At 70.6% G+C, this 6,836-nt stretch carries 7 protein-coding genes; all 7 read left to right on the top strand.

Annotated features, from left to right (window positions below; translation table 11 throughout):
• Positions 1–678: c-type cytochrome (locus tag AC3WTD_RS09450; protein ID WP_492613630.1), on the top strand; the 678-nt coding region annotated here is incomplete at its 5' end.
• A 220-nt stretch (positions 679–898) separates the two neighbouring features.
• Positions 899–2,158, top strand: a complete 1,260-nt coding sequence (locus tag AC3WTD_RS09445) for an alginate export family protein (protein ID WP_492613629.1) — start codon at positions 899–901, stop codon at positions 2,156–2,158.
• 74 nt (positions 2,159–2,232) lie between these two features.
• Positions 2,233–2,514, top strand: coding sequence for a DUF2249 domain-containing protein (locus AC3WTD_RS09440; RefSeq protein ID WP_492613628.1), 282 nt, complete (start codon positions 2,233–2,235; stop codon positions 2,512–2,514).
• A complete protein-coding gene (locus AC3WTD_RS09435; protein WP_492613627.1) occupies positions 2,495–3,748 on the top strand; it encodes a hypothetical protein in 1,254 nt (417 codons plus the stop codon). The genes AC3WTD_RS09440 and AC3WTD_RS09435 overlap by 20 nt, the downstream gene beginning before the upstream one ends.
• On the top strand, positions 3,745–4,128 hold the full coding sequence (locus AC3WTD_RS09430; protein ID WP_027491894.1) for a putative zinc-binding protein: 384 nt from the start codon (positions 3,745–3,747) through the stop codon (positions 4,126–4,128). The genes AC3WTD_RS09435 and AC3WTD_RS09430 overlap by 4 nt, the downstream gene beginning before the upstream one ends.
• Positions 4,129–4,319: 191 nt before the next feature.
• Positions 4,320–5,345 (top strand): quinolinate synthase NadA, encoded by a 1,026-nt coding sequence (gene nadA / locus AC3WTD_RS09425; RefSeq protein WP_492613626.1) that lies wholly within the window; start codon positions 4,320–4,322, stop codon positions 5,343–5,345.
• Positions 5,342–6,790, top strand: a complete 1,449-nt coding sequence (locus AC3WTD_RS09420; protein ID WP_235642354.1) for an L-aspartate oxidase — start codon at positions 5,342–5,344, stop codon at positions 6,788–6,790. Before nadA ends, AC3WTD_RS09420 begins: the two co-directional genes overlap by 4 nt.
• The last annotated feature ends 46 nt before the right edge of the window (positions 6,791–6,836 follow it).

The raw sequence follows: 6,836 nt of genomic DNA, 5'->3' as shown, positions 1-6,836 counted from the left end.
GGCGAGATCTTCGACAAGGTGCAGCCCGAAGGCGGCACGGTGGCGCAGCACAACGTGCAGACCACGCTGATCCCGGCTGGCGGTGCGGCGATGGTGGAGTTCCACACCGATGTGCCGGGCAGCTACGTGCTGGTCGACCACTCGATCTTCCGCGCATTCAACAAGGGCGCGTTGGGCATCCTCAAGGTGGACGGCCCGGAAGACAAGACGATCTACTCGGGCAAGGAAGTCGACTCGGTGTACCTGGGCGACCGTTCGGAGCCGAACCTGAAGGCGGTGACCACCGCGGCGCAGGCGCATGCGGCCGGCACGCTGACCAAGGCGGAGCAGATCGCGGCGGGCAAGCAGCTGTTCACCGGCACCTGCTCGGTATGCCACCAGGCGAACGGCGGAGGCCTGGCGAACGTGTTCCCGCCGCTGGCCAAGTCGGACTACCTGGCGGCCGACCCGAAGCGGGCGATGACCATCGTGACGCACGGCCTGACCGGCAAGGTCACGGTGAACGGTCACGAGTACGACTCGGTGATGCCGCCGATGAGCCAGCTCAATGACGACGAGGTGGCGAACATCCTGACCTACGTGCTGAACAGCTGGGGCAACCCGGGCGGGCAGATCAGCAAGGAAGAAGTCGCCAAGGCACGCGCCGAAGCGCCGGCAGCCGCGGCGCCCGCGCACTGATCGGGCTCGTCGCAATAGGCATCGTATGGAGGTAAAGACGTCCAAACGAGAAACTGCAAGAAGCAACGCCGGTCCTTGTGGCCGGCGTTGTCGTTTGCTTGCGGCGCACAGCCGCGGCGCGTTGTCACAGCGGCAGCCGGCATCGGTGGCGATTGACCGGAGTCAACTTGGGCGCGAGTGCACGCCCCGAGACTGCCGCCGACCACAAGGGAGCGATACCATGCACCATGCACGCAATCATCTTTCGGCCGCCTGCCTGCTCACGATCCTGGCCGCGCCGGCCTGGGCGGCCGGCGGGACCGGCAACGCCAGTGGGCCGGCCGCATCGGCCGAACCATCATGGCAACTGGAGTGGGATGCCCGCCTGCGCCACGAGCAGATCGACGACGACGCGTTCGCGCGCGATGCCCGGGCCGACACCTTGCGCCTGCGCCTCGGCCTGCATGGCGAGTTCGGGCACGGCTGGAGCGGACTGGTCGAGGGCGCCGGTGTGGCCAGTGCCGGCGACCACTACAACAGCGGTGCCAATGGCCGTACTTCGTATCCGGCGGTGACCGATCCGCGCGGCGGCGAGTTCAACCAGTACTGGTTGCGCTGGCAGGGCGACCGGTTCGGTGCCACCGCCGGTCGTCAACGGCTGCTGCTGGACAACGAGCGCTGGGTCGGCAACGTGGGCTGGCGCCAGCACGAACAGACCTTCGATGCGGTCGAGTTGCGCTGGCAGCCGCTGGCGGCGTTGACGGTGCGTTACGACTGGCTTGACCGCGTGCACCGGGTAGCCGGCCGCGATGCGCTGAACCCGCTCGCGCGCGAGCGCAAGTTGAACACCCATCTGCTCAATCTGGCGTGGGCTCGGGACGCACAGCAGTGGACGGGTTATGCCTACCTGCACGAGGACCGCGACGTGGCCAGCGCCTCCAGCGCCACCTACGGCGTCCGCTGGAGAGGCAAGGCGTTGCGCCAAGGCAACGGCCTCGGCTGGACGCTGGAGGGGGCGCGTCAATATGACTACGCCAACAACCCGCAGCGCTTCGCGCACAGCTATTGGCTGCTGGAACCGAGCTGGACCCAGTCCGGGATCACCGCGAAGCTGGGCTGGGAACATCTGGGCGGCAACGGCCGGCATGCGCTGCAGACGCCGCTGGCCACGCTGCACGCGTTCAACGGCTGGGACGACCAGTTCGGCGTGACTCCGGCCGGCGGTCTGGAGGATCGCTACGTCGGCGTCAACGGCAACTTCGGTCGTCATGGCACGGCCAGCAAGCTGGGCTGGGCGGTGGCATACCACGACTACCGCGCCGACCGCGGCGGTCGCTACGGCAGCGAGTGGAATGCCTCGCTGGCGTTTCCGCTGGCGCGGGGCCTCAGCGGCCTGCTGAAGGTAGCGGACTATCGCGCCGACGGGTTCGGCCGCGACAGCGCCAAGCTTTGGCTGCAACTGGAGTGGCGCGGCCAGCAGACACTGGCCGGCGCACGTTGAACGAAGTCGCACTGCGCATGGGCGTGTTGATCCAGGTCAGCGCGCCCGCAACGTCACTGGATTGAGATGATGCCATGCAAGCGAAGCCTTCCCTACCACGCCGCCCCGACGACGCGGTGCTGCCCGAACTCGACCTGCGCTGGCTGCCCTCGCCGGAGCCGATGCTGCGTGCGCTGGCCGCCGCCGATGCCTTGCTGCCGGGCCAGGCAGTGCAGGTGCTTACCCCGCTGCTGCCGACGCCGTTGCTCGACGCACTGGAATCGCGCGGCCTGCGGGCGACGGCGTTTGCCTTGCCGACCGGCGGAGCGCGCGTGCTGATCCGTTGCCCGGACGGTGATGACGCAGCTTCGGCTTGAACAGGCGCCGGCGCCTTCACTGCCGCGGCGCTTCCTGCTCGGCGCGCCATGCTGGGGCATGCTGGCCGGCGTGCTGCTGATCGTCGATGGCGACGCGGCGTTGCGCATGCGCTGGAGTCCGGCCACGCTGGCGCTGGTGCATGTGTTCACGCTCGGCGTGCTCGGCAACGCGATGCTCGGCAGCGTGCTGCAGTTCCTGCCCGCCGCCGCCGGCGTACGGGTGCGCGGCAGCGCGACGCTGGGGCCGTGGCTGCATGGGCTGTTCAATTTCGGTGTGCTGCTGCTGGTGGCGGGCCTGCACCAGGGCTGGCATGTCGCCTTGATCGTCGCGGCGGTGCTGCTGCCGCTGGCCTTCGTGCTGCTGGCGGCGATGACCGTGCCCGGCCTGCTGGCGGCAGCCGGGCAGCGCCTGCTGCGCGCGGGCTTCGGCGTGGCGATCGGTTTTGCCGTGCTCACCGCACTGCTCGGCGGCCTGCTGGCGCTGGGGCTGGCCGGCGACCTGGACTTGCCGCTGGCGGCGCTCGCCGATGTGCATGCGGGCTGGGGCGTGCTGGGCTGGGTGGTCGTGCTGATGGCCACCGTGGCGCGGGTGGTAATGCCGATGTTCCAGGGTACCGGCACGCTGCGCGAACCGGTGCAGGCGGCGTGGCTGGGCAGCGCGGTGCTTGCGCTGTTCGGCGCTGCCGGCTGGCGTCTGGCCGGTGGCGCTGGTGCCTGGCTGCTCGGCACGGTGGTGCTGCTGGGGCTGCTGTTCGCCGTTGCCGGCCTGTGGCTGCAATGGCGGGCGCCGCGGCCGCGCCGCGGGCCGCTGCTGTGGAGCTGGCGCGCGGGACTGGCGATGCTGGCGCTGGCCGCGTTGGCGCTGCCCGCGGACGTGCGCGGTGGTATGCTGGCCGGCGCGCTGGGGCTGGGCGTCGCGCTGCCGCTGCTGGTCAGCGGCATGATGCTGGAGATCGTGCCCTTCATCGGCTGGATCGAGCTGCATCGGCGCATCGGCCGCGGCGTGCAGCTGCCTGGCGTGCAGCGGCTGCTGCCGGTGCACGAGAAGAACCGCGTGCTGCTGGCGCAGCTGCCGCTGCTGTTGTTGCCGATGGCTGCGTGCTGGCCGTCGGCGTGGCTGGCGCGTGTCGCCGGGTTGGCGCTGGTGCTGGCGTGGGGCTGCGCGTGGTGGACGCTGCGTGGCGTGCGCCGGCGCGCGAATCATTTCCTGTCGACCGTGGAGCCTCGCCCATGAGTGCCAAGTTGCCACTCGTCTATTCCTGTTCCGGTTGCTCCAGCGCGGCGCAGATGGCCAATCACCTGGCGCTGCGACTCGATCGCGCCGGCATTGCCGAGATGTCCTGCATCGCTGGCGTCGGCGGCGGCGTCACCGGGCTGGTGCGCACGGCGCGGAGCGGGCGGTGCATCCTGGCGCTGGACGGCTGCGTGCTGAAGTGCGTTTCGGCCTGCCTCGCCAACGCGGGCGTGGTGGCCGACACCCACGTGGTGCTCTCCGAGCATGGCGTGAAGAAACGCCAGCACGCCGATTTCGATCCGCACGAGGCGCAGCGGCTGTACGCCGCCGAGGTGCTGCCGGCGGCGCAGGCGCTCGCCGTCGTCGGGCAGAGTGGTTGACATGGGTCAAGGCGTGCGCCTGCCCACGCCGGCCATGATGCCGCCCAGCATGCGTGGCCCAACTTCCAACATGATGCTTCCGCCGCACCGCATGCGGTCGGCGGTGTAACCTCTGCGGCAGCGCGTCGTACCCGCCTGCCACGTCGCCACCGCCTGAGCCGTTCGTTTTCATCCTTCGAAAAGCAATCAGCATGAGTGCCTCCGCAACCCTGCCCGTGCCAGTCTGGCGCGACGAGCTCGAACACGAATACGCCGCGCTGGCCGAGCGCCTAGAACCGCTGGTGCCGTGCCTGGAGATTCCGCTGCACCTGCCGTGGATCGACGCGATCAACAAGCTGAAGAAGCAACGCGGCGCGGTGATCATGGCGCACAGCTACCAGTCGCCGGAGATCTTCCACGGCGTGGCCGACGTGACCGGCGACTCGCTGGGCCTGGCGCAGGCGGCAGCCGAGTGCGAGGCCGATCTGATCGTGCTGTGCGGCGTGCACTTCATGGCCGAGACGGCGAAGATCCTGGCGCCGCACAAGACCGTGCTGATTCCCGATCTCGAAGCCGGCTGCTCGCTGGCTTCTTCGATCACCGCCGCCGACGTGCGTGCGCTGCGCGCGCAGCACCCCGGCACGCCGGTGGTCAGTTACGCCAACACCTCGGCCGCGGTGAAGGCGGAATCCGATGCGATCTGCACCTCGGCCAACGCGGTGCAGGTGGTGGAGGCGATGGGCACGCCGAAGGTGATCTTTCTGCCCGACGAGTTCCTCGGCAAACACGTGGCGAAACAGACCCAGGTGGAGATCATCCTGTGGCACGGCCGCTGCGAGGTGCACGAGCGCTTCACCGCGCAGGAAGTGCGGCATGTGCGCGAGCAGTTCGGCACCAGGGTGGTGGCGCATCCCGAATGCTCGCCCGAAGTGCTGGCCGAGGCCGATTTCGTCGGCTCCACCACCGCCATGGGCAAGTGGCTGGCGCGCGAGAAGCCGGCCCGGGTGGCGATGATCACCGAGTGCTCGATGGCCGACAACCTCAAGTCGCAGTTCCCGCAGACCGAATTCATCAAGCCGTGCAACCTGTGTCCGCATATGCAGCGGATCACCCTGCAGAACATCTACGCCTGCCTGCGCGACCTGCGGCATGCGATCGAGATCCCCGCCGACGTCAGCGTGCGAGCGCGCGCAGCGCTGGAACGCATGCTGGCGATCGGACGGCGCGAAAGCGTATGAGGCACGCACAGCTGCCGATCGTGGTGGTGGGTGGCGGTGCGGCCGGGTTGGCCACGGCGCTGGCCATGGCGCCGGCGCCGGTGCGGCTGCTGTGCCGCGCCCACGATGGCCGCGGCAGCGCCAGCGCGCTGGCCCAGGGTGGCATCGCTGCGGCGCTCGATCCGCGCGACAGCGCGGCAGCGCATGCCGCCGACACGCTGGTCGCCGGTGCGCAGCACAACGATGTGGCGATGGTGCAGTGGCTGGCGGCCGGGGCGCCGGCGGCGATCGCGTGGCTGCAGGCGCAGGGCGTGGTGTTCGATCGCGATGCACAGGGCTGCCTGCAGTTGGGTCGCGAAGGGGGCCATAGCACGGCGCGCATCGTGCACGCCGGCGGCGATGCCAGCGGCGCCGCGTTGGTCTACGCCTTGCGCGCCAGGGTGCAGGAGGCCGCGCACGTGCAGTGGCGCGGCGGCGTCGATGTCGATGGCCTGCTGCTGCGTGAGGGGCGCGTGGCGGGCGTGCGCACCCGCGACGAGCGCGGTCGCCGTGAGCGGATCGAGGCGTCGGTCGTGGTGCTGGCTACCGGCGGCATCGGCGCCTTGTATGCGCGCACCAGCAATCCACCGGGTGCCGATGGCGCCGGCCTCGCGCTGGGCCTGGCGGCAGGGGCCGCGGCCCGCGACCTGGAGTTCGTGCAATTCCATCCCACCGCGCTCGACGTGCCGGGCCATTGCCTGCCGCTGATCACCGAGGCGCTGCGCGGTGCCGGTGCCCGCCTGCATGATGGCGGCGGTCACGCGCTGATGGCGGGGGTGCATCCGCTCGGCGACCTGGCGCCGCGCGACGTGGTGTCGCGGCGCGTGGCCGCGGAGCAGGCCGCGGGTGGGCGGGTCTGGCTCGACGCCACCGGTGTGGACGGCGACTGGGCGCGGCGTTTTCCCACCGTATTGGCGGCATGCCTTGCGCACGGCTTCGACCCCCGCCGCGATGCGCTGCCGGTGACGCCGGCGGCGCATTTCCACATGGGCGGGCTGGCCACCGATGCGGACGGCCGCACCAGCGTGCCGGGGCTCTACGCGGTGGGCGAGGTGGCCTGCAACGGCGTGCACGGCGCCAACCGCCTGGCCAGCAATTCGCTGCTCGAAGGCGTGCTGGGCGGCCGCCGGCTGGGTGAGCTGCTGGCGAATGCCCCGGTGCCGGAGCCAGGCCGCGGCCGGCTGCGCGTGGTCGAGCGCGGCGAAAGCCTGCCGCCCGCCCAGCTCACGGCGTTGCACGCGCTGCTGTGGCAGGCGGCCGGTCCGGTGCGCGAGGCCCGCGCCCTGCGCGATGCATGGCGGGCCTGCGCGGCGCTGGCCGAGGCCGGCTGGCAGGCCCGGCTGGCCAAGGCGCTGCTGCGTGCGATGCGCCTGCGTCGGCATTCGCTGGGCGCGCATTGGCGGGAGGATCGCGGCTGTCCGCGCTGAGCTCGTTTCAATGCGTGCGCGTACGGCACAGGCAGGGTTGACCCGC

The organism is Rhodanobacter sp. FW106-PBR-R2A-1-15, assembly GCF_058789735.1.
This window is presented reverse-complemented; position numbering and strand designations above follow the sequence as displayed.

What these genes read in the sequence shown, in the direction of transcription:
- AC3WTD_RS09445 (WP_492613629.1), top strand. Translation starts at nt 899, where the DNA reads ATGCACCATGCACGCAATCATCTTTCGGCCGCCTGCCTGCTCACGATC.
- AC3WTD_RS09440 (WP_492613628.1), top strand. Translation starts at nt 2,233, where the DNA reads ATGCAAGCGAAGCCTTCCCTACCACGCCGCCCCGACGACGCGGTGCTG.
- AC3WTD_RS09435 (WP_492613627.1), top strand. Translation starts at nt 2,495, where the DNA reads ATGACGCAGCTTCGGCTTGAACAGGCGCCGGCGCCTTCACTGCCGCGG.
- AC3WTD_RS09430 (WP_027491894.1), top strand. Translation starts at nt 3,745, where the DNA reads ATGAGTGCCAAGTTGCCACTCGTCTATTCCTGTTCCGGTTGCTCCAGC.
- nadA (WP_492613626.1), top strand. Translation starts at nt 4,320, where the DNA reads ATGAGTGCCTCCGCAACCCTGCCCGTGCCAGTCTGGCGCGACGAGCTC.
- AC3WTD_RS09420 (WP_235642354.1), top strand. Translation starts at nt 5,342, where the DNA reads ATGAGGCACGCACAGCTGCCGATCGTGGTGGTGGGTGGCGGTGCGGCC.